This is a genomic window from Shewanella indica, assembly GCF_033842865.1.
GTDB classification, from domain to species: domain Bacteria; phylum Pseudomonadota; class Gammaproteobacteria; order Enterobacterales; family Shewanellaceae; genus Shewanella; species Shewanella indica.
Map to the genome: position 1 here is coordinate 16,583 of NZ_JAWXXR010000001.1, position 21,672 is coordinate 38,254.

Below are 21,672 nucleotides of genomic sequence, written 5' to 3' on the forward strand. Positions count from 1 at the left end.
AAGCACCTTGGTTGTTACCTAAGGTGCTTTTTTATTCGTTTCCTAAAAGCGTCACGATTATCTGGCTAACAATCCAGTTGCCGCAACATCAGGAGACCAGTTAAATAGTATTGCTTGCGGAAGTCATCAACTCAGAGACCGGTTTCATCCATCCGATGGCGCCATACCGCTGCCGCCAACAATAGCCAGCCCACCAGGAAGCAGCTGCCACCGAGGGGGGTTACCATGCCCAGCCACTTGGTGCCAGTCAGGGCATACAGATACAGCGAACCGGAGAACATAAAGATCCCGACGATAAATAGCCCGGCAGCCCAGTCAATCAGACGCGACTTGAACCAGTGACCGGCAAAGGCCAGGGCTATCAAACCAAAGGTGTGATAGAACTGATACTCTACCCCCAGGTTGAATATGGCAATCAACTCGGCAGGTGCAATGGTCTTGAGTCCATGGGCGCCGAAAGCGCCCAAAGCAACGGCAAAGAAACCACTGATGGCCGCTAATAACAATAACCCCTTACGCATAACTAACTCCCGATAAATAAAAGTGATTCTTTCACGGCATCCTGCAGGTTAGCCTTAAGATCCGTTCCCGACGACTTGCGCGGCACAAAACTATGATCTCCGTCGGTAATAAAGCGTACTTTGGCCTGCTCGGGCAGCGCCCAGGAGGCCAACTGCTCGCGCTTGCCAAAGCTGTCACGCTCGCCCTGCAGAATAAGCAGAGGCGAGGCACACTCCCACAGGGGCTCAAGTCTGGGCTCGGTCTTCTTCGGCGGCAAAAACGGATAGCCAAGGCAGATAACGCCGCTGGGGGTCATCGCCAGTTTATCATTGGCCGCCAGCATGGCCGCCATCCGCCCGCCCATGGATTTGCCCATCAAAAATAGTCGCTTGGGCGCAAACTCGGCAACCGCTGCTGCCAAAGTCTGCTCGAAGGCCTGCAACAACACCGGAGCCCGGTCCGGCGGACGCCGCTTGCCATCTTCGCCGCGCTTGACCATGTAAGGAAAGTTAAACCTCAGCACGCTCGGGCCGCTGGCGGCCAACAGCGCGGCATAATCCGCCATAAAGTCGCTGTGCATATCGGCACCGGCGCCATGGGCGAACAACACCAGAGTGTCATTGTCCTTACCTTGATCCAGCAGCCAGTTAGTATTCAAGTTCATCATCAGCCCTGTCCGAAGAAACAATAATTATCATGCTTGGATTCGAATAAACCACAATATTAAATACCGTACTTCCCTGACAAATTAATTTATTAACAAATAGCGCTAAAAAACGCCCATGCGGTAATTACACGTCCCTTACCCATACCGTCCTTACATGTTCTTCCAATAAGTCAATCACACTTTGGTGAATAAATACCAAACCAAAGTCTTCTTCCAGTTTAAATATTAATCTTTGTTCCACAGGAATATTTTCCAGTTTAGAAAAATCGAACTCTGTCGAATCAGTATCTAACCAATTCAACTTACCAAATTGCTTTTCTTTATCCGTCAATCTGTACGTCTGCTGGATATAAGGCATTCGATAGTTGTCATATACCTCGAGTTGTTCATCCGAAGGTTGACTTGGCGAGTTGTCAACACGAGCATCCAGCCATTCAACACCATGCTGCACCAATGGCTCCAGTTTGGATGCTATATCACCAATAATGAACAGCTTTGGAGAAAAGGTCATTTCCAATAACAGATCCGGTGCTGCAGCACCTACTGGTGCAGGTGTTTGTTGGAATGGGAAAGTATCCATATTTTGTTTAGTGAGTATCGAGTATTCATCTTTCACTTACTATTATCTCCTTGGTGCTTCATCATCGACATCAAACTTAAAAGCGGTCAGTCCACAAGCTAACCCCTGTAGAGCGATATTATAGAGTTCATCATATACTTCTGAAGAAAAGAAAAAGCTATTGGTACCTTTAACCCTGAAAATGTGTCTGCGGTTCATGGGATAAGACTCGAGTTTTTCTCGATCAAGATACAATTTACTAACTATGATTGAATGAAAAGGCTTCTGCTCTTCCAATGGCACATCGTAGCCGTGCTTTTTGGGATCATAATGCCTGATAACGTTTTTTATAACTGACTTGTCTTCATCCAATACATCCAACTCGTTATTTATCGCGATAATATATCGCTGCTGAGTCGACAGGCCATCCATGCACTGTAATCTATTGGGCAAAAAAGCGACGCCATATGGGTCAAAGCTCATAAAAACGTCTGCTATAGGTTTGGTAACGCTTAAATCCCCTGAGTTTGTGATATCGAAAACAGCTTCTGAATAACTATCTTCATCCTCCCAAATAACCGCACTCAATGCGCTCACTGGAATGTAGTCCATGTCTTCGTACAGGTGCTCTCTGTTATCAGAGCAACTAAACATGGCATCACTCTCTTCCGTGTTTTCGTTTATGTAAGCCAGTTCCATCAAAGTTCCCTATAAACTGCAAGCTTTCACTTCTTTGTAGTGCCTTCCTGTATATGCAGAGAAGCGTGTTACCGACTTATCCCGGCAACAATTCACTACGCGACTCCTCGGCAAACATATCCAGCATCCATTCGCGGAACGCGACGATTTTACCTAACTCGGCATGCTTTTGCTGGCACACCAGATAATAGGCATCTTTGCTGACCAGAACCTCCTGGAACGGACAGACCAAACGCCCGGCCTTGATGTCGGGGCGGGCGAGCACGCTGTAGCCCAGAGCTACCCCCTGGCCATGGGCCGCCGCCTGTAGTACCAGAGATGAGTGGCTGAATATCGGCCCCTGGTTCACATTGACATCCGTTACGCCGCATTGGCGGAACCAGGCCTGCCAGTCATGACGGCTCATATCGTGCAGCAGGGTATGATATTTAAGATCGGCGGGCTTTTCCAATGGCTTGGGGCCGTTGAGCAGCATTGGCGAGCACACGGGGATCAACACTTCGTTGCGCAGTTTGTCGGCCCTGAGCCCGGGCCAGTTACCCTGACCATAGTAAATTGCCACATCCACATCGTCGGACAAGGCGCTGAACTCGGCATCCACCGCCTTGATCCGCACATCGATATCGGGATTCTTCTCACTGAATTTTGCCAGACGCGGCACCAGCCACTGAATGGCAAAGCTGGGCGACATGCTGACAGTCAAGGAACCCACGGCGCTGCGGGCCAGCAGCCTGTCGGTGGCATCCGACAGTTGGGTAAAAATGTCCTTGATATCGAGGAAGTAGCTTTGCCCTTCTTCGGTCAGTAACAGCGAGCGGTTCTTTCGGCGAAATAATTTTAATCCCAGAAAGTCTTCCAGCGCCTTGATCTGATGACTCACTGCGGCCTGGGTAACGAACAGTTCTTCGGCGGCGCGGGTAAAGCTCAAATGCCTTGCTGCTGCCTCGAACGCCTTGACCGCATTCAGCGGAGGGAGTCGTTTTGACATAGTGATCCACTTCTCATTTTTTAATTAGTTTTTCTAATCCAGATTGTTACATTTTATCGTTTGTTAAAGCCAGCGATTTTGGTTAAATTTTGCGCCGAAAAGTTGAATATTCAGACAATCTCTGAGCAGTCGAAGGGAAGGTCTGACACTGGCACTCAGTGCCCGTTCTCACCCGGAGGCATCCCATGTTGAACTTTAAATCCGTTTTTGTGCTCCTGCTGTTTGGCATGAGCACCAGCGCCGTGGCTGCGGAAAGTCTTTCTGCACCGGCGCAAGCTCGTCCTCTGCCCAGAGTTGCTGTCGAAGCCCCTGCGGTGCAGATAGACTTCAAACTGCTTGAGCAGGAGCTGAGCCGTAACATTGCCGCCAACAGCGAAGAGCTCAAAACCCATGCGCTGGACGAGCCGACACTGCTGTTGGCCGAAGACGCGGCAGCCAGTCCATCAAAGGTTCAGCTTAACTGAGCCCCATTGGATTTCGCTGAGCGTCAGCAGCAAAAAAGCCGCTTCGAGAGAGGCGGCTTTTTGTTTATCAGGGGCGGTAAACCTTGACGTTACCGTGCCCTTGCTCCTGAAGGTAGAGCGCCTGCAGTTTACTCATCACGCCGCGGTCGCAATAGAGCAGATAGGTCTTGCTGCTATCGAGCTCGGCAAAGGCGCTGGCCAGCTTGAAGAAAGGAATATGAACTATCTCGACACCTTCCAGTTGCAGCGGCTTGCTCTCTTCCTCTTCCGGCGCCCTGATATCCAGCACCACTTCACCCTGACCGACACTGGCGACGGTTTCGGTTTCCGTTACTTTGGTATCCATGTCGGTTGCTATCTCCCGAATATCCATGACCACGGCATCGGCGATAATCCGGTCCAGCAGATCTTCGGAAAACTTGGTTTCCTCGGCTTCAACCTTGGACAACACCGCCTTGACCGTGGGTTTTTGTGAAATCACGCCGCAGTATTCAGGCATGGACTTGGCAAAGTCTTCCGTGCCTATCTTGCGGCTCTCGTTGATGATGTCCTGCTTGTCCATGGTGATCAAAGGTCTGAGGATCAGGGTATCGACACAACGGTCAATCACATTGAGGTTGGTCAAGGTTTGGCTGGATACCTGTCCCAGGCTCTCACCTGTGACCAGCGCCTGAACCCCCATACGTTCCGCCACTCTGGCGGCGGCGCGCATCATCATCCGCTTGAGTATGACGCCCATCAGGCCATTGTCTATACGCTCGAGGATTTCGGCCACTACGGGCTCAAAGGGAACTGTCACAAACTTGACTTTATGCGACTCGCCATAGGTCTTCCACAAATGGTGCGCCACCTGCTTGACCCCGATTTCGTGCTGGGCACCGCCCAGGTTGAAGAAGCAGTAGTGGGTACGGGAGCCCTTTTTGATAAATTGGAAACTGGACACCCCTGAGTCAAAACCGCCGGAGATCAGGGACAGCACATCTTCCTGGGTCGCGATCGGGAATCCGCCAAGCCCGGGGATCTTCTTCTCCACCAGGTAGAGTTTGTCGTTGTTGATCTCCAGATGAATGGTCATATCCGGGTCTTTGAGGCGCACACCGGCCGCTTCGGTAAACTGGTTCAGGCCACCACCTACGTAACGCTCCACATCCTGCGAACTGAAGTCGTGCTTGCCGCTGCGCTTGGCGCGGACACAGAAGGTCTTACCCGCCAGCTCGTCGGCATACACCTTGAGCGCATGCTGGTAGATATCATCAACGGTTTCAAAGCTGTATTCATTGACCTGGCTGATGGTAGAAATCCCGGGAATACAAGCCAGACGCTCGGCAAAAACTTGTTTTAGCTGGGGTTTGTCTTTGGGAACCTGCACCATAATCCGATCCCACTGGCGGGTAACGGCAGCGTCTTCATCCACTTTTTTGAGTACATTGCGGATATTGGACTCGAGCATCTTGGTAAAACGCATTCTTACCGGTTTGCTCTTCATCATGATTTCTGGATACAGCTTTACGATAAACTTCATGGGGATCCCGAGGAAAAAAATTTCAAACAGCAATCGTGGGATTATAACAAAGACCCGCTAGCTGGCACAGAGATTTGCCACTCCAAAGCCGTGCCCGGATTGCAGAAGCATAAAAAAAGCAGCCGTTTTCAGGCTGCTCTGATTCTGATGCTGCTGCGCCATCAAAGATTGGGATCGACTTCAATCTCATCAGACTCTTTGGCCTTGCCCTGCTCAATGGAGATTTCCACCCTGCGGTTACGGGCGCGATTCTCCGGCGAGTCGTTGGGCACCAAAGGCGCAGTGGAAGCCATGCCCACCACTTTCATTCTGCTGGCATCAAAGCCGGGCACCTTGACCAATTCGTGAGCCACGGCCACCGCCCGCTGGCTGGATAGGTCCCAGTTGGAGCTGTACAGCTCATTGCTTATCTGCATGTCATCCGTGTGGCCGGAGACAGTGATGATCCCGGGTACATCTTTGAGTAGCTCACCAACCGCCTGCACCACAGGTTTGAACCTGGGTTGCAGGAACCCTGAACCTGAGGCAAAGGCGCCCTTCTCCCGAATACGGATGATAATCTGCTGCCCAAGAGACTCGATTTCAATAGCGCCGTCCACTATCTCTTTGTTGAGCGCCTCGGCCATCTTCTTGACCTGCTCGTTAATCTGATCCTGAGCCGCCTGCTGTTCCTGGGTCTTCTTGTCTTCGGCCTGCTCCTGCGCCGTGGCCGAAGCCTCGCCGCCACGCTGCTCGCCCCTTTGCTGCTGCACGCCACCGGCACTGTCGTCATCCCCTTCCTGATACTCGAGGATCTGCTGGGTCATCTCGTTGGTTTGCTGGTTGATTATTTCAATCGGAGTGGGATCCGGGCGTCCGGGGCGGAACTCCAGCGCAATCACTGAGGTGCCTTTGGGAATGTCTTTCACTTCAACCTTGTTCTGCACCCCGAAGGCGTATTTCATAGAGCCGGCTATCTGTTTGAACTTCATGACATCCATTTCGGAGAAGGCCAGCAGCAGCACGAAGAAACACATCAGCAGCGACATCAGGTCGGCAAAGGTTGCCAGCCACATGGGTGCGCCGGGTGGCGGACAATCACACTTGGGCTTGGCCATAGTGTTACTCTCCGTCCGTTGTATCTATTTTGCGCTGCTTCTCAGACAGGTAATTTTTGAGGAAGCCCTCAATCACTCTGGGGTTCTGGCCATCCTGAATAGCCAGTACAGCGTCCATAATCAGGTTGCGGTTGAGCATCTCTTCGTTCATCCGCAGCGCCAGCTTATCGGCAATCGGAATCGCCACCATGTTGGCAATAACCGCACCGTACAAGGTCGTCAGCAAGGCCACCGCCATTGCCGGGCCGATGGATTTAGGGTCATCCATGTTGGACAACATGGCCACCAGACCAATCAGGGTACCTATCATCCCCATAGCCGGCGCCACATCACCCAGCGCCTTGAAGATACTGATCCCCGCCTTGTGGCGCTCTTCGGTCAGCTGAATGTCTTTCTCCAGTGCTTCACGCACCACATCGCCGTCGTGGCCGTCCACCAGCATGTCGACCGCTTTTTGCATAAAACTGTTGGAAATTTGCGCCTCTTCCAGCGCCAGGAAGCCCCCTTTGCGGGCGGCGTCGGCCATGGTGACCGACTGTTCAATCAACTCTTCGGGTTTGTCCAGTTTGAACATAAACGCCTTGGCGGCAATCTTGACCGCCCCCAAAAACTGCTTGAGGTTGAATTTCATCATCACCACAAACAGCGAACCTACCATCACAATCAATACCGAAGGTACATCAATAAAGATTGCAATGCCGCCACTGCTGACCATTGCCATGATAATAAAAGCAAAAGCACCTACCAGTCCTATCAGGGTTGCTAAATCCACAGTGGCTCCTCACCTCTAAAGCAGACCCGACACAGTGTGGCCGGGATCTCTATCCCATACAAGCCGATCCGCCTCAAAGGGTGATATAGGATCTTGGCTATTCGCAGGAGATGAATATGATAATTTTCAACAGTTTCTATTTTGAGTTATCGGACAGGGCTTAGGCAAGTTTAGGAAGATTTTAATTTTCTCCAAAAAAAATCAGCGACAAAGCGTGCTGTTGAGCAAATAACGGGCGCTTCAATTTGACCCTTATCGCGCCCTGATATACCTTGTGTCACGCTGAACATAACGCCAAGACACCTGCTGCCAATCCCCTCCCCTTATACCTTTGCACCGTGACAATCAGGTCGCAGGAATGGGCCGGCAACCAAGGTGCACCAAGGAAACCGATGTGGCCAAAAAACCCGAAAATCTGAGCTTTGAAGAATCTCTCAACGAACTGGAACGCATAGTCGCCGAGCTGGAACGCGGTGAAGTATCGCTGGACGATGCTCTCAAACAGTTCGAGCGTGGCATAGGTCTGGTGCGCAGCAGCCAGGCCAAACTGGAACAGGCGCAACAGAAAGTTGCCATACTGCTGGCCCAGGATCCCCAGGCGCCATTGAGCCCATTTGATGTCGAGGGTGAGTGAGTGTTAACCCAAGCTATTAACCAATACCAGCAGAGAGTCAATCAAAGGATTGGCACCATTCTGGACACCCTGGATGATACCGAGCCCAAACTCAAGGCTGCCATGCGACATGGTGCCCTGCTGGGCGGTAAACGTATTCGGCCGTTTCTGGTTTACTCTGTGGGCGAGATGCTCGGCGTTCCCCTTGAGCGCCTCGATGATTGCGCCGCCGCCATAGAATGTATTCACGCTTACTCGCTGATCCATGACGATCTGCCGGCCATGGACGACGATGCCCTGCGCCGCGGTCAGCCAACCGTGCATATCGCCTTTGACGAAGCCACCGCCATTCTGGCCGGTGATGCCTTGCAGACCTTGGCCTTTGAACTTATCAGCAGCGATATTGAGGGTCTCAGCGACCGCCAACACCTGCGCCTGGTGCAGGCGCTGGCCAAAGCCTCCGGCTACCGCGGCATGTGCGGTGGCCAGGCCCAGGATCTCAATGCCACAGACAAAGAGATCTCCCTTGCGCAGCTCACCGCCCTGCACAGATTGAAGACAGGTGCCCTTATCCGCTGCGCCGTCGAGTTTGCGGTAATTGCCGCCGATGTCGATGATAATGAAAGGCAGGCACTGCTGGAATACGCCGATGCCATAGGTCTGGCATTCCAGGTACAGGATGACATTCTCGATATCACCGGCAGTACTGAAGAGCTGGGTAAGCCCCAGGGTTCGGATCTCGATGCCAACAAGAGTACCTACCCGAAACTGTTGGGGCTGGAAGGCGCCAAGACTACAGCTCAAAAACTGCTGGAAGATGCACTATCAGCGCTGGCAAAATTGCCATACAATAGCCAGTTAATTGCCGAATTCGCCCGCTATATCGTTGAGCGAAGAGTATAAAAAGAGACAAAGTATCTCGTTATGAGTCTGGATATCACTCAGTTTCCTGTGCTGGCACAGGCCAATACCCCGGAAGAGTTACGTCAACTTCCACAAAGCCTGCTCCCTCAGCTGGCCGACGAGCTCAGGGAGTTTTTATTAAAATCTGTGGGCATGTCGAGCGGTCACTTTGCCTCTGGCTTAGGTACGGTCGAACTGACCGTGGCGCTGCATTATGTCTACAACACCCCGTTTGACCGCCTGGTCTGGGATGTGGGCCATCAAGCCTATCCGCACAAGATCCTTACCGGTCGTCGCGATCGCATGCCTACCATACGCCAAAAAGGTGGTCTGCATCCTTTCCCCTGGCGGGAAGAGAGTGAGTACGACACCTTCAGTGTCGGCCACTCCGGCACCTCAATTTCCGCCGCACTGGCAATGGCGGTCGCCGCGGATAAAGAACAGGCCGGCCGCAAGGTAGTAGCCGTGATAGGCGATGGTGCCATGACAGGCGGCATGGTGTTTGAAGCCATGAACCACGCCGGCGATCTGCACAAAGACATGCTGATGGTGCTCAACGACAACGAGATGTCTATCTCGGAAAACGTCGGCGCCCTCAATAACCACCTGGCACAGCTGATGTCAGGCCGCTTCTACACCACGATACGAGAAGGCGGCAAGAAAGTACTCAAGGGCATGCCCGTCATCAAAGAGATGGCGCGCCGCACCGAGGAACACCTTAAAGGCATGGTGGTACCGGGAACCCTGTTTGAAGAGCTGGGATTTAACTACATAGGTCCTATCGATGGCCATGATGTGGATGCTCTGGTAGAAACCCTGCGTAACATGCGCAGCCTCAAGGGGCCGCAGGTGCTGCATATCATGACCAAGAAAGGCAAAGGTTATGAGCCTGCGGAGAAAGATCCCATCGGCTGGCATGCTGTGCCCAAGTTTGACCCTTCACAATTTTGCAAACCGGTCACCAAACCCGGGAAACCCAGTTTTTCCCAGGTGTTCGGCAAATGGTTGTGCGACATTGCCGCCAAGGATGACAAGGTACTGGGGATCACCCCGGCCATGCGCGAAGGCTCCGGCATGGTGGAGTTCTCCCAGAAATTCCCCGAGCAATACTTCGATGCCGCCATCGCCGAGCAACATGCAGTGACCTTAGGTGCCGGCTTTGCCTGTGAAGGCTATAAACCGGTAGTGGCCATTTACTCCACCTTCCTGCAGCGCGGCTATGATCAGTTGATCCACGATGTGGCATTGCAGCGCCTGCCAGTACTGTTTGCCATTGACCGCGGCGGCATTGTGGGCGCCGATGGCCCTACCCATCAGGGCGCCTTCGATCTCAGCTACCTGCGCTGCGTACCCAACATGGTGATAATGGCGCCATCCGATGAAAACGAATGTCGGCAGATGCTTTACACCGGCTACTGCTACGATAAGGGCCCAAGCGCAGTGCGCTACCCTCGCGGCAGTGCGACCGGCGCCGAGCAGGTTGAAGAGATGACGGCGATGGCGATAGGTAAAGGCCTTGTCAGACGTCAGGGCAAACAGATTGCCATTCTCAACTTCGGCACGACCCTGGCTGCCTGCCTGGATGCCGCCGAAAGCCTCAATGCCACAGTCGCCGATATGCGCTTTGTTAAACCCTTGGATGAAGATTTGATCAAGGAACTGGCCGCCAATCACGACTTGCTGGTAACAGTGGAAGAAAACGCCATCATGGGCGGCGCAGGCAGTGGCGTGCTCGAGTATCTGGCCAGCCAGGGGATCAGCAAGCCTTTGCTGCAAATTGGTCTGCCGGATGAATTTATCAAACACGGCTCACCGGAAGAGATACTGACTGAACTCAAGCTGGATGCCAGTGGTATTCTCGAGCAGATCCAAAACCGGCTCGCATAAGGTAAGCATACGCTACCATTAAAAAAAACCGCCTCAGGGCGGTTTTTTGCTTCTCCGACCACAGGAAATCCAACTAGAGTTAAACTGAGATAGCCAAGCCGTGTCTGCAAAATAATACCTTGGCATTCTCTTATGGTTTTGGGCTTTAGCAAAGGAGGCGCCGTGCCGGAAAGTAGGGCTTTGGTGTTGGGGGGCGGTGGTGCCAGGGCGGCCTATCAGGTTGGGGTGCTCAAGGCGCTGGTACAGTTTTATCCCCGCAATCACGCCATTCCATTCAAAATTGTTTGCGGCACATCGGCCGGAGCTATCAATGGCACCGCCATCGCTACCCACGCCTCCTGCTTTCACCTGGGACTGAGAAAGCTGGAATGGATCTGGCGTAATATCCACACAGAGAGAGTCTACCGCGCCTCCAATACCGGCGTGCTGGCACACCTGGCGAAGATGGCCCTTCGTGGCATGCAGGGAGATCTGGTCAATACCGACGCCGGCAGTTTGCTGGACAATGAACCCTTGCGGCAACTACTCAATGAGCTGATTAACTTCGAGCGAATCGATCGCAACATCCGCGGCGGCTCCCTGATGGCGCTGAGCATTGACACCTCCTGCTACAACAGCTCCCGCTCCGTGACCTTCTTTCAGGCCCACAAAGAGTTGGAAAACTGGCAAAGGGCCAGACGCAGCGGCGAGCGCACCCGGCTGCACACAGAGCACCTGATGGCCAGCTCCGCCATTCCTTTGGTGTTCCCCTCAATTAAGCTGTCCCAGTCTTACTATGGCGATGGCTCAGTGCATCAATTGGCGCCGCTTTCCAGCCCGATACATCTGGGCGCCAAGCGGATCATGGTGATCAACCTGGACAGCCCACACAAGAACACGCCCGTTGAATTGGATTATCATCCCAAGACGGCCACCATTGCCGGTCATCTGCTGGATACCATATTTTCCGATACCCTGAACTCAGATCTGGAGCGGCTCAGGCGCATCAACAGCACTCTGGCGCTGGTGCCGGAACCGAGTCGCCAACAGTTGGATTTGAGGCCGATTGATACTTTGGTGATTAAACCCAGTGAAGATCTCAGTGAGCTGGCCAAGCGTTACTATCAGGAGATGCCCTTCGCCATTCGCCGGCTACTGGCTTTGATTGGCATAGATAGCCAGTCGGACACCAGTATTGTGTCTTATCTGCTGTTTGAAAACGCCTACACAGGCGCCCTGATAGATTTGGGCTATCAGGACGCCATGTGCCAGATTGATGAATTGAAAGCCTTTTTCGATATCAGTTGAACATGGATCAGGCGAAAAAGATAAGTAGAGCCAGCACCAGCAACACTGAGACCAAAGTTACGGCAAATGTTGGGGTGGTGCCTTGCTGTCGCTCATTGGCGGTCACGGTTATGTTCTCAGCGCCCTGCTGTAAACCACCGGCATCCGTCTCCAGGTTATCGACCCTGGTTTGCACTATCTGGTGGCGCTGAAACCGAATAAAGGGCTGGCTTGGGTCACCGACATAGAGACGCACTTCCCCCGTTTGACTTCGGCTCACCAGCGGCGGCAGTATGGTCAGCGCATCCAACTGATAATCCAAAGTCAAATCTTTCAGTTGGACAAGCGTATACCCCAGCGCCTTGGCCTGATCCTGCAAGGCGGCCGACATCTCGTAGCTGGCCAGCTCGGCATCGAGAATAATCAGCTTACCGGGTTTGCCATCGGCCTGTTGCCACAGACAGTCGGCCAGCCAGATCCCCTTGAGTGAGCCGTAACGGGCAAACAGTGCTTCCACCAGCTCCCAGGCGTCGGCTTCTCCGGTGAGCCAAGGGCTAATTTCCACATTGTTGACCCGCAGCACACAATCTTCCCCATTGAGGCGCGCCGCCATATAGCTCAGGTAGGTTTGCTGCTCTTCCCGCGGCAGCACGAGTTTGCCCGCCAGCTCCAGCAACAACACCTCATTGACATGAGCGGTCAGAATAAGCCGTTGCCAATGCATGGGTTTGAGATAGTAATCAGCCGGTTGTTTAAGATTCTCTGCAAGCACCCGGCTCGCGTCCTGCTCAGCCATCATGGGAAGGTAAGCATAACAATGACTGGCCTGTTCATTGCCATCAATATTCGCCGGCAGGATCAGCGGCACATCACCATCACGGCAAAACAGCAGCTGCTGGGTAGAAGTCAAAATCTCAAACAGTTCCTCGAACGAGATATCGGGGCCATCATTACTGTCATGGGTCACGGTTGCCAACTCCTTGTAGGTCACTCGGGTTTGCGCTTATTCAGAAAAAGTCGCTGCAACATGCAGCCAAGCGGTCCTTCCCGGCATTCAGCTCCACAAAGGTCGCAGAGTACCCCATTTAAAGTACAAATAAAACCAACGCCAACGGCCGGGCAATCAGCCTTGAAGCAAAATAACTTCGGCTTTCTCCACCCTTCTGGGCTTACCGCGAATAAGCAAGGTATCACCGGCGCGGAACTGCCAATCTTCATCCGGCGGCTCGTACTCCCTGCCGCCGCGGCGCACGGCTCTCAGTTCCACCCTGAGCTGTTGCCAGGGGATCTCGGCACTGAATTTTCCCACGGCGCTGGCGCCTCTTGGCAGAGCCACTGCATGTAGTAATTCGAGAGAGAAGTCGGCTTCCTCACCGGAAAAGAAACCGTGCAGATACTGATAATGGTTGCGCCGCTCCGACTCCAGCCGTTTGAGGATCCGCGACAAGGGTACCCCTGACTGATACAACACCTGGGACACCAGCATCAAGCTACCTTCCAGAGTTTCCGGAATAACCTGACTGGCACCGGCCTGCTCCAGTTGTTCAAGTTCGCTGTCATCCCGGGTGCGTACCATGATCTTCGCCTCGGGTGCCAGTTGCCGACACAATACCAAAGCCTCTTCCAACTGCGGTTGCTCGCAAAAGGTCAGCACTATGCTCTTGGCGTGGCGCACATTGGCTTGTTTGAGCAAACTGCGCTTACAAGCATCACCGAAATACACAGGCTCTCCGGCCCGGCGCGCCTCGGAAACCCGGGAGGGATCCCGGTCGAGGGCAATAAAAGGGATAGCTTCGGCCTTGAGAAACCGCCCTATGGTCTGCCCAACCCGGCCATAACCCAGCAGCAGAACCAGATCTTGTTGAGGATCCAAAGGCGGCAGGTTTTCTGCCGGTTCCGGCCTGGGTTTAAGGCCCTGCAGCAGCCGGGCTATGTCTATGCTATGACGCACCAATGCCGGCGCCAGCGCCATGGACAGCACAGCCACCATCACCAAAGTATTACTGACACTGGGGGCCAACAATTGATAACTCACTGCCAGTGCCAGCACCACGAATGAAAACTCCCCCACCTGTGCCAGACTGAGGCCGGTAGACATGGCTACCCGAAAAGGCTCTTTAACCAACCTCAGCAAAGTAAAGACAATAACTGTCTTACCGACTATCACCGCCAACAGCAACAGCAAGATTTGCCACCAATAGGCCAATACCAATCCGAAGTCGAGCAACATACCAATGGAGATAAAAAATAGCCCCATCAAGAGATCCCGAAACGGGCGAATATCTGCCTCCAACTGGCGCCGGTACTGGCTCTCGCCCAGAAGCATCCCCGCCATAAAGGCCCCCAATGCCATGGACAACCCCAACCATTGGGTAAAGGCACCGGTCAAGAGCGCGACCACCAGAGTCGACAACACAAACAACTCGTTGGAGCGGGAACGGGCGACTTCATCAAACAGTTTGGGCAGAGCCCACTTACCAAAGGCCATCAGCACAATAAAGGCCAGGATCCCTTTCCCCAGCGCGCTCCCAAGCTGCAAGGCCGTCAAAGGTTCGCTGCCATCGGCAAGCAAAGGCAGCAGAATAAGCAAGGGCACCACGGCCAGGTCCTGGAACAGCAACACACTGACCGACAGTTCGCCATGACGACGCTTGAGCCAGCCCTTGTCGTTAAGCAATTTCAACACTATGGCGGTGGAAGACAAAGCCGTCACTGAACCTATCACCAGCGCCTGAGTCACGTCGCTGATAAAAAGTAATCCGCCCCCCATGGCCAGCAAGGTGGTCAATACCACCTGAGCACTGCCGAGGCCAAATACAGTGCGGCGCATGGCCCAGAGCCTGGGTACGGAAAATTCCAGTCCCAGGGTAAACATCAGCAGTACCACTCCAAGTTCAGCTACCGACTGCATCTGGTGCTGCGAAAACCAATTGAATCCCGAGGGGCCGCTGATAACCCCGGTCAACAGATAAGCAAGAATAGCGGGCAAGCCTATGCGCCTGAGCAAGGCTATCGCTGTTATGGCGATAACCAGCATCAGAAGGATCTGGATAAAGAATCCATGTTCCATGCACACTCCCCCGCTATCAATGGTTCAGTTCATTATTCTGTCAGTGTCAAATACTTGTCACCGCAATATACTTAGCACTAAAAAGCTTAACTCAATGAGATCTCAATACAAATTAGCCCAAGGTCGACCAGGCACGAATCTTGCAGATTAACTATAGAAAAAGGTTCTGCCTTATTGGAGTATTTATGATGGACTTTGGTCTGGCAACAGAGTTTTACCCTGAAGACTATCAGTATCTGTCTGATCAACCTCAGGCTATCCACCCCAGAATGGATCTGCTGCAGGCGGTTCAACGGTTACACGCAAGTCTCGATCCGCGGACAGTATTTGCCTGCTATGGCAAGCTACTGCAACAATATTTGCCGGTACAGGGAGTGCAGTTACAAGTTCAAGGACATCAATTTCATTGGGGACGCACCTCTCAGAGCACAGTGAGCAGAGAACTGATCAGTAAACTGGGTACCGCCAAACTACTCTACCGGCTGCAAAGAGTATTGAGCCCGGTAGAGCAGGCAGAGCTTGAGCAGATAGAAGCCCTACTGTCACAACCGCTGTTCAACGCCATCGCCTATTCGCAGATGTCGGAGCAGGCGATGTTTGACTCCCTGACCGAGCTTGGCAACCGCCACTATTTCGGTCAGTGTATCCGCACCTCGCTCGCCAGAGCCGGACGGGCTCACAGCCCGATATCTCTGGTGGTGCTTGATCTGGATAATTTTAAGCAGCTCAACGACAGTCTCGGCCACAAGTTTGGTGACAGAGTGCTGACTCAGTTCGGCAAGCTGCTTAAGTGTGGCATCCGCAATGCCGACCAGGCTTTTCGCATAGGTGGCGACGAGTTTGTGGTATTGGTGGAAGGCAATCTGGAGTCGGCAGTACGCATGAGCGAGCGCTTGCTTGAAATGCTCACCAAGGAGCCCCTGTTTCAGCGCCACGGCATTGCCAGCAGCATAGGTATCGCCGTCTGGAGCGCCGGAATCAATCAGGATCAACTGTTTGAACAGGCTGACCGCGCGCTTTATCGCGCCAAGGCCACCGGCCGTAATAGATATTGTGTCGCGACCCGTGACTGAGACTAGCCGGCGATTGAGACTAGCCCGCGATCGAGACTATAAGTCGCGGTGCTGTGCCCCTCGATTTGCCCCTCGACCAAGAGGACTCTCTTGGTTTTCATATCAACCGCGCGGATTTGGTACTCAAATCCATCTTCGCTAGTGATGAGTATTCGCCCTCAGCCACGTTATTTGCGCCAACGGCTGTCGGCGACATCGAGGGGGATTGGTGCAATTCTGTTAGCACTGAGTAGCTTGAAACATCTGAAGTGTCTTCAGACATACACCTCATTTCCAGGCACAGGCGGAACTGTGACCTTCCGAGCTAGGGATGGCGAGGCAGAGCTTACAGGGACGTACTCGCAACAACTTCCCTGTTTAACGGCCAGCTCGTCATCCATGACTCGCGCTCGAAAGCATGTTGCTATGCAACTCTCGCCGAGTCACAGGATCGCCTGTGCGAGAGCGCACCGCAGGTGATTGGCTACAACTTAGCTAGCCGCTAGGATCAAGTTCATTGGTGAGTTTTGGCTTAAAGCCATGATAGCCGCTGTGCCAGCGGCCTAAAGTCGTGGTGTAAATGCCTCCATGCACAACGGCCAGTTCGCCATCCCTGGCTCTCGCTCGCAGCCAGTCGCTGCGCGACACTCGCCAAACCACACCGGGCAAGGGGCTTTGCTTGTCCAAAGCCCCTTGCATCCCCAAGGACACCCCGACGTAGCCGAAATCCCCACTGGCTTATGAAGCAAATTGGCTACACTCAGGACTCGCCAAATGCATCCATGCATAACGGCCAGCTCGCCTTCCTTGGCTCGCGCTCATAAGCTTGTTGCTTCGCAACATTCACCTTGCTCGACCTTCGAGCCTCGACATCCCTGTCTCGGCTACGCCGATTTGCAACAACGCCAGCGGCGGCTCCGAAGGGGAGCTGGTGCAATTCTGTTAGCGCTGAGTAGCTGGAAACATCTGAAGTGTCTTCAGACATACACCTCATTTCCAGGCACAGGCGGAACTGTGACCTTCCGAGCCAGGGATGGCGAGGCAGAGCTTACAGGGACGTACTCGCAGCGAGTCACAGGATCGCCTGTGCGAGAGCGCACCGCAGGTAATTGGCTACAACTTAGCTAGCCGCTAGGATCAAGTTCATTGGTGAGTTTTGGCTTAAAGCCATGATAGCCGCTGTACCAGCGGCTTTCGGCGACACCGAGGGGGACTGGTGCAATTCTGTGAGAACTAACTTGTTTGAAGCTACCTATATGCCCACAGAAATACGCCCATATTCCAGGCACAGGCGAAACTGTGACCTTCCGAGCCAGGGATGGCGAGGCAGAGCTTACAAGGACGTACTTGCAGCGAGTCACAGGATCGCCTGTGCGAGAGCGCACCGCAGGTGATTGACTACACCGTGGCCGGAAGCTCGGCCAATACTAACTTAGGAACTTTTAGCTGGAAGCTATATTAGCCGCTGTGCCAGCGGCCTAAAGTCGTGGAGCAAGTGCATCCATGCACAAGGGCCAGTTCGCCATCCCTGGCTCTCGCTCGTAAGCATGTCGCTATGCGACACTCGCCGCCCCACACTCGAGGAAAGGGGGCTGTATCGACTCGCCCCCTTTCCAAACCCCCAGCGACCCGCGACGCAGCGGAAAACCCCTTGTGCTTATGATGCCAATTCGCTATCGCGCCAGACGCTCAGAGTCACATCCATGTGACTCTGGCCCAGCTCAACATCCTGTTTCGCGCTCGTTAGCTCGTCGCTAAGCGACACTCGCCCCTGATTAACTGGCGCAGAATGGGCATCTGCCGGACAGGAGTCCCAATGCCGTGAAGGGCAGGACGCCCGTGAACGGCCATGCCTCGCTACGCGATTGTCATCAACGCCCTGCGGCCGCTTCGAGCGGGAGTTGCTGCAATTCTGTGAGAATGGAGTAGCTTGAAATATCTGAAGTGCTTGCAGAAATGCAGCTCATTTTCAGGCTCTGGCTCTAGTTCTGGTGGGACTATGACCGTCGAAAACAGGGAAGAATGCAAACCCCCAGTCAATTCCGCTTCAAAAACCCCCCAAATCTGGGTTATGTTGCCTTTGTCAAAACTTGACCTTTGGCTAATTGTTTTCACATTCAGTACTGGCTATTGTAAAGCTAATTCAAGCGCTTAGCTTTAGCGCTTCCTTAAGCTTAATTAAGGTCAGAAACAGCAACACTTTTCCGTTTTCAGCGAAATGCAGGGACGAACAGAGTTTGGACCCGTGCGGTAGCCATGGCTTTACTTAGCGTTTTTTGTAAGACCTGGGTTTTAGGACGCTTGGTTTTAAGGCCCCTATTTGCAGGGCTTGAAGCGCTCATGGTAAGTGCCTAAGAACTGATTTTCTATACAGTATTATTGCCGTTCCAGGAAAAATACCGGAAATTTGCAGCTAAGTTTGCGCGTTATTTCTGTAACATTTTAGAAAATAACATTAAATTCATAAAGTTAAAAAAATACAGCTGGTAGATAATAGGTTTGGAAACCGCGCATGCGCGTTTAGCTGCAAGGGATATTTGGACTAAACTTTATTATATCCAGCCAATACAAACAGATAGCGATGCGCGTTTACACTCATCCGAGGACTAAAACGCGCATGCGCACTATACAGCTGTTAGCTCTCTGGAGGAAGTATGAAGGAAGAATGGCCGTTCTGTGGAAGAGCTGTATATTTATCTGGCGGCCCGGTCGCTGTTATTGAGCCACAAAGTGATGTGATTACGCTCTGGCCTAAGACTAAAGATGGTAAAATTGCCGAAATTAAAATAGATACATTCGGTAAGTTATATTACGCGCTTAGGAAATATAATTTGACGATTATTGGCGTTGAATTTACTACTCATCATAGTGAGTATATTGGTGAAGCCCCAAAACAGTTCCGAGGCTACACTGAGCAGGAAGCTATTTGGCCTAATTGGGATGCCGCACAAAAGTGGAGTGAATTAGCCTTATCATCATTTCATAATAAAAATGGTTTAAGTTATGATTTATCAAATAGAATCAGCTTCCAACTAAATACTATTAATAACCGATTGAGAAGCTTATCCTTATCATATCAAAACCAGCTAAACGCTTTAGTTCTGAAAAATAAATTCAAAGCTGGTCAACGCTTTCAAGATGGATACACTGACTTGGTTTATCAGGAGTTTCACTCTTTTTTATTTGACGCTGGAATCCTTCGAGATAACCTATGTGAATACGTTTATAACTTTTCAGATAATGGTTCTCGCAAAGAAGATGGAAAAGAAGTCACGACTGCAAGTGGTCTGTTTAAACTCCTGAAAAAAGAAGTTAACCACACAAAGCTAGAATCTTACTTAAAAAGTGAAATGAGTAAAGGTGGCTGGTTATTCGAGTTGGGGCAATATCGAGATCTAGTTATGCATTCAGCACCAATAAATATAGCTAATCATCGTTTATACGCAATTCATGAACCAATTGCGCTTCCCGATGGTAAAGAGATCCTTTCAGTGCGTTTCCCTTTACCTTCTAATCCTTCAAAACTATATAGTGAACGTTGTAAGAGAAATGATTTTGATAAATACATCGAGCAATTTGATGAGCTTTCTCGGGTCTCCTTAGAAGATCGTGGAGAGTATGATTGTTTAGAATACGCGCATAAGGTATTTGGGTTGCTTTCCAATCTGTCTCTAGAAGTATCGAAAGAATCACCATTTAAACCAATGCGACAAACATTCATTCGTACAGACGATGGAACTATATCTAGACCTTCGTACGTAAAAGAGAGCTAACAAAAACATCAAGGTGACGCGTTACACTTTGCGGTTTTGGTATGGGGTTTAGTGCGCTTGGTAAGTTTATCGTGGCGCACCTTATGTTAGGCATTATGTTTTCGGAGGAAGTGTGAGAGTATTTATTGACCATAATATCTGGGATGAGTTAGCAAATCGCCAACTAGATTTAAACATTTGCTTTCCTGAAAATGAGTTTACTTTGTGCGTAACCAAGCATGGAAAATTCGAAGTACTACAAACTCCAGAAAATTGTGTCGAACTCAAGTCTTATATTAACAAGTACTTAGGTTCATTTGTGCAAGTGGATGCCAAATTTGGTTTTCATAATCCATCGTTACCAGACAACGAGCAAAGAGCCGGTGGCTTTGGTCGTTTAAGTTGCATAGAAGATGAAGCTTTCAGAAAAGAGCTCCAGAACAAATACGGCTCTACAGCTAAACGTAAAGAAAGTCAGATTCTTTATAAACAAGAGGCAGATATTGAATTGGGTGTCAGAGCACTCACGCATCCCGTTTTAACACTCGATATTAAAGCTGGACCTCTCAAGGATGCCTATGAACGCGGCGGTAAAGTAATTTTACTCAACAGGAAGTTGATCCGTACACTTTCAGATGATGAGTTTGTTGAGCATATTAAAAGTGCCTTAAATCAAGAACAAACATACAAAGCGTTTAAGGCAGATTCGCAACGCCGGATGTTTTGGGTTTAAATCGGGTTAAGTGTTTACGGTGCTAAGGATTAGGTTAGGTGTTAGCGTTGCTCACTACTTAACGCGGCGTTAAGAGGCTCGAATAGCAGGTGCCACAGTTGAAGAATATTGACGAAAAAGTAGCATCAGCAGTAAGAGACTTCGCTAACTCGATAAATTCGGGGAGTAAGGTCGTAGCTGATATGTCTGCTTTAATCGAAGTGACGAATAAGCTGCCTCTTTGTAGTTTTGATTATTGGGAGCGTTTTATACGATCTGAGTTCGCTTCAGCACTGAGAGAGTCCGCGCCTCCAAGTTGGAAAGTATGGTCAAAACCCAAGGACATGATGACTTGGCTCGACCTTATTAGCTGGGATGGTTACAGGAGGGAGAAATCTCTTCGAGCTCTATCAGGGGCTGCGCCGAATACATTCTTCTTTTCGCTTGCAGTTAGAAGACTTAATGATTGGGTTCCGCAGGTCCGGGAAGCAGCAAGAGAAAAGCTTCTTGAAGTGGCAAAAACGACAGATCCTAAATTCGTAGTTGAAGCGCTATGTATTGCGCTTTCCAGTTGGAACTCGTGGGGGCGAATTGAGCAAAAGGATAAAGAAGTTCTATTTCAAATAATATGTGAAAAGAAAATAGCAGATTCGCTTCTTCATAAGCTAGTTTCTTCGGCTTCTGGGCCTATGCCATCACTTTTTTCACAGCTTGGTCGTACACCGATTCTTGACGGAAACATTGAAAAGATCGCGAGTCTTGCGGTACAGCCATCGGTTCGAGCGAAAGCATATCGTAGCTTGTTTGAAGGCCGTATTGTTTGGATGGAAGGTCGAAAGTGGGAGTGGACCGATAAGCGATATTGTGAAGGCAGGCTGAAGCCTATCGTTGCTGAGAGAAAATTGGTCACCAATATCGACCTGCTAAACTTGCTTAGAAAATCCTCTGATGATCGCTCATCTATCGTTAGACGAGTTTCGGCAGAGATCGTGATACGAGAACTCGACAATCTCGGCCCTCTAGCGATGGAATTTGCTGTCAAGTTCGCTTCGGATAAGTGTCAACCTGTGTCTGAAAGGGGCAATTTTGCATTAAAAAAATTGGCGGAAGCGGAGCGTACAAATGCCTCTTAACAATCGGCAGCACGC

20 protein-coding genes are annotated in these 21,672 nt (G+C 51.4%); 9 read left to right on the forward strand and 11 right to left on the reverse strand.

Going from position 1 to position 21,672, the window contains the following annotated elements:
• Nucleotides 1-131: 131 nt before the first annotated feature.
• The 5 genes from SIL79_RS00085 to SIL79_RS00105 form a co-directional block, all read right to left on the reverse strand.
• Complete coding sequence (locus tag SIL79_RS00085) at nucleotides 132-521, reverse strand: DUF423 domain-containing protein (protein ID WP_039033710.1); 390 nt, start codon at nucleotides 519-521, stop codon at nucleotides 132-134.
• Between the two features lie 2 nt (nucleotides 522-523).
• Nucleotides 524-1,168, reverse strand: a complete 645-nt coding sequence (locus tag SIL79_RS00090) for an alpha/beta fold hydrolase (protein ID WP_233962746.1) — start codon at nucleotides 1,166-1,168, stop codon at nucleotides 524-526.
• Between the two features lie 124 nt (nucleotides 1,169-1,292).
• The gene (locus SIL79_RS00095) at nucleotides 1,293-1,784 is read right to left on the reverse strand and encodes a hypothetical protein (protein ID WP_233962745.1); all 492 of its coding nucleotides are present in this window, start codon (nucleotides 1,782-1,784) and stop codon (nucleotides 1,293-1,295) included.
• 6 nt (nucleotides 1,785-1,790) lie between these two features.
• Entirely contained in the window at nucleotides 1,791-2,426 is a 636-nt protein-coding gene (locus tag SIL79_RS00100; RefSeq protein ID WP_025887270.1) for an imm11 family protein, read from the reverse strand.
• Nucleotides 2,427-2,502: 76 nt separating this feature from the next.
• Nucleotides 2,503-3,414 (reverse strand): transcriptional regulator GcvA, encoded by a 912-nt coding sequence (locus SIL79_RS00105; RefSeq protein WP_025012011.1) that lies wholly within the window; start codon nucleotides 3,412-3,414, stop codon nucleotides 2,503-2,505.
• A 185-nt stretch (nucleotides 3,415-3,599) separates the two neighbouring features.
• Here SIL79_RS00105 and SIL79_RS00110 point away from each other — a divergent pair, with 185 nt between their 5' ends.
• Nucleotides 3,600-3,878 (forward strand): hypothetical protein, encoded by a 279-nt coding sequence (locus SIL79_RS00110; protein ID WP_233962744.1) that lies wholly within the window; start codon nucleotides 3,600-3,602, stop codon nucleotides 3,876-3,878.
• Between the two features lie 67 nt (nucleotides 3,879-3,945).
• Here the strand turns inward: SIL79_RS00110 and thiI are convergent, their stop codons facing one another.
• From thiI to pomA, 3 genes are all read right to left on the reverse strand, one after another.
• Complete coding sequence (gene thiI, locus SIL79_RS00115; RefSeq protein ID WP_025887267.1) at nucleotides 3,946-5,400, reverse strand: tRNA uracil 4-sulfurtransferase ThiI; 1,455 nt, start codon at nucleotides 5,398-5,400, stop codon at nucleotides 3,946-3,948.
• 161 nt (nucleotides 5,401-5,561) lie between these two features.
• Complete coding sequence (locus SIL79_RS00120; protein ID WP_025887266.1) at nucleotides 5,562-6,497, reverse strand: flagellar motor protein MotB; 936 nt, start codon at nucleotides 6,495-6,497, stop codon at nucleotides 5,562-5,564.
• Nucleotides 6,498-6,501: 4 nt separating this feature from the next.
• On the reverse strand, nucleotides 6,502-7,269 hold the full coding sequence (gene pomA / locus SIL79_RS00125) for a flagellar motor protein PomA (protein ID WP_025012015.1): 768 nt from the start codon (nucleotides 7,267-7,269) through the stop codon (nucleotides 6,502-6,504).
• A 394-nt stretch (nucleotides 7,270-7,663) separates the two neighbouring features.
• Between pomA and xseB the strand changes: the two genes are divergently transcribed.
• The 4 genes from xseB to SIL79_RS00145 all read left to right on the forward strand — a co-directional run bounded on the left by xseB (nucleotide 7,664) and on the right by SIL79_RS00145 (nucleotide 11,959).
• Entirely contained in the window at nucleotides 7,664-7,903 is a 240-nt protein-coding gene (gene xseB, locus SIL79_RS00130; protein ID WP_025012016.1) for an exodeoxyribonuclease VII small subunit, read from the forward strand.
• Nucleotides 7,904-8,785, forward strand: coding sequence for a (2E,6E)-farnesyl diphosphate synthase (ispA, locus tag SIL79_RS00135; protein ID WP_233962743.1), 882 nt, complete (start codon nucleotides 7,904-7,906; stop codon nucleotides 8,783-8,785).
• 21 nt (nucleotides 8,786-8,806) lie between these two features.
• Nucleotides 8,807-10,672, forward strand: a complete 1,866-nt coding sequence (gene dxs, locus SIL79_RS00140; protein WP_233962742.1) for a 1-deoxy-D-xylulose-5-phosphate synthase — start codon at nucleotides 8,807-8,809, stop codon at nucleotides 10,670-10,672.
• 162 nt (nucleotides 10,673-10,834) lie between these two features.
• Complete coding sequence (locus tag SIL79_RS00145; RefSeq protein ID WP_233962741.1) at nucleotides 10,835-11,959, forward strand: patatin-like phospholipase family protein; 1,125 nt, start codon at nucleotides 10,835-10,837, stop codon at nucleotides 11,957-11,959.
• A gap of 7 nt (nucleotides 11,960-11,966) precedes the next feature.
• Here the strand turns inward: SIL79_RS00145 and SIL79_RS00150 are convergent, their stop codons facing one another.
• Both SIL79_RS00150 and SIL79_RS00155 read right to left on the reverse strand, forming a co-directional pair.
• The gene (locus tag SIL79_RS00150; protein WP_233962740.1) at nucleotides 11,967-12,905 is read right to left on the reverse strand and encodes a hypothetical protein; all 939 of its coding nucleotides are present in this window, start codon (nucleotides 12,903-12,905) and stop codon (nucleotides 11,967-11,969) included.
• A 156-nt stretch (nucleotides 12,906-13,061) separates the two neighbouring features.
• A complete protein-coding gene (locus SIL79_RS00155) occupies nucleotides 13,062-15,008 on the reverse strand; it encodes a monovalent cation:proton antiporter-2 (CPA2) family protein (RefSeq protein ID WP_039036093.1) in 1,947 nt (648 codons plus the stop codon).
• Nucleotides 15,009-15,193: 185 nt separating this feature from the next.
• On the opposite strand from SIL79_RS00155, the gene dgcS reads away from it, so the two are divergent.
• On the forward strand, nucleotides 15,194-16,081 hold the full coding sequence (gene dgcS / locus SIL79_RS00160) for a diguanylate cyclase DgcS (RefSeq protein WP_319618883.1): 888 nt from the start codon (nucleotides 15,194-15,196) through the stop codon (nucleotides 16,079-16,081).
• A gap of 474 nt (nucleotides 16,082-16,555) precedes the next feature.
• On the opposite strand, the gene SIL79_RS00165 is transcribed toward dgcS, so the two are convergent.
• A complete protein-coding gene (locus SIL79_RS00165; RefSeq protein ID WP_233962738.1) occupies nucleotides 16,556-16,759 on the reverse strand; it encodes a hypothetical protein in 204 nt (67 codons plus the stop codon).
• Between the two features lie 1,955 nt (nucleotides 16,760-18,714).
• On the opposite strand from SIL79_RS00165, the gene SIL79_RS00170 reads away from it, so the two are divergent.
• The 3 genes from SIL79_RS00170 (at nucleotide 18,715) to SIL79_RS00180 (ending at nucleotide 21,657) form a co-directional block, all read left to right on the forward strand.
• The gene (locus tag SIL79_RS00170) at nucleotides 18,715-19,833 is read left to right on the forward strand and encodes a hypothetical protein (protein WP_319618884.1); all 1,119 of its coding nucleotides are present in this window, start codon (nucleotides 18,715-18,717) and stop codon (nucleotides 19,831-19,833) included.
• 112 nt (nucleotides 19,834-19,945) lie between these two features.
• Entirely contained in the window at nucleotides 19,946-20,545 is a 600-nt protein-coding gene (locus SIL79_RS00175; protein WP_319618885.1) for a hypothetical protein, read from the forward strand.
• Nucleotides 20,546-20,643: 98 nt separating this feature from the next.
• Complete coding sequence (locus tag SIL79_RS00180; protein WP_267959637.1) at nucleotides 20,644-21,657, forward strand: hypothetical protein; 1,014 nt, start codon at nucleotides 20,644-20,646, stop codon at nucleotides 21,655-21,657.
• Nucleotides 21,658-21,672: the final 15 nt, after the last annotated feature.